The following is a 260-nucleotide window of genomic DNA, read 5'->3' as shown; positions in this document are numbered from 1 at the left end:
AGGGGTTATCAACTTACGGCCCCCCGCGACAAGCAGCCCCAGCATCAACGCGCACCCGCTGCCGTAAGCGGCTAACAGCGCTCCGGTTGCGATAGCCGAGTGGCCCGCAATATTAATGCTGAAGATCGCCCCGAGAATCGGTCCGGCACAGGGGGACCACAGCAGCCCGACGGCCAGCCCTGCCAGAAAAGCCGAAACCAGGCCGCGTCGCTGCATGCTGTGGGTGTTGAGAACGTTTCCCGCGCTGACCGCCGGGCGGG

At 65.4% G+C, this 260-nt stretch carries 1 protein-coding gene; it reads right to left on the bottom strand.

Annotated elements, in window-relative coordinates:
* On the bottom strand, nucleotides 1–260 hold a 260-nt coding region (locus RTW80_RS29795), incomplete at both ends, for a cytochrome c biogenesis protein CcdA (RefSeq protein ID WP_312721751.1).

Origin of the sequence: Escherichia sp. AM3 (assembly GCF_032029835.1) — a bacterium.
Classification (GTDB): Bacteria; Pseudomonadota; Gammaproteobacteria; order Enterobacterales; family Enterobacteriaceae; genus Escherichia; species Escherichia coli.
The sequence above is the reverse complement of the archived record's forward strand: the minus strand, read 5'-3'. Positions and strand labels throughout refer to the sequence as shown.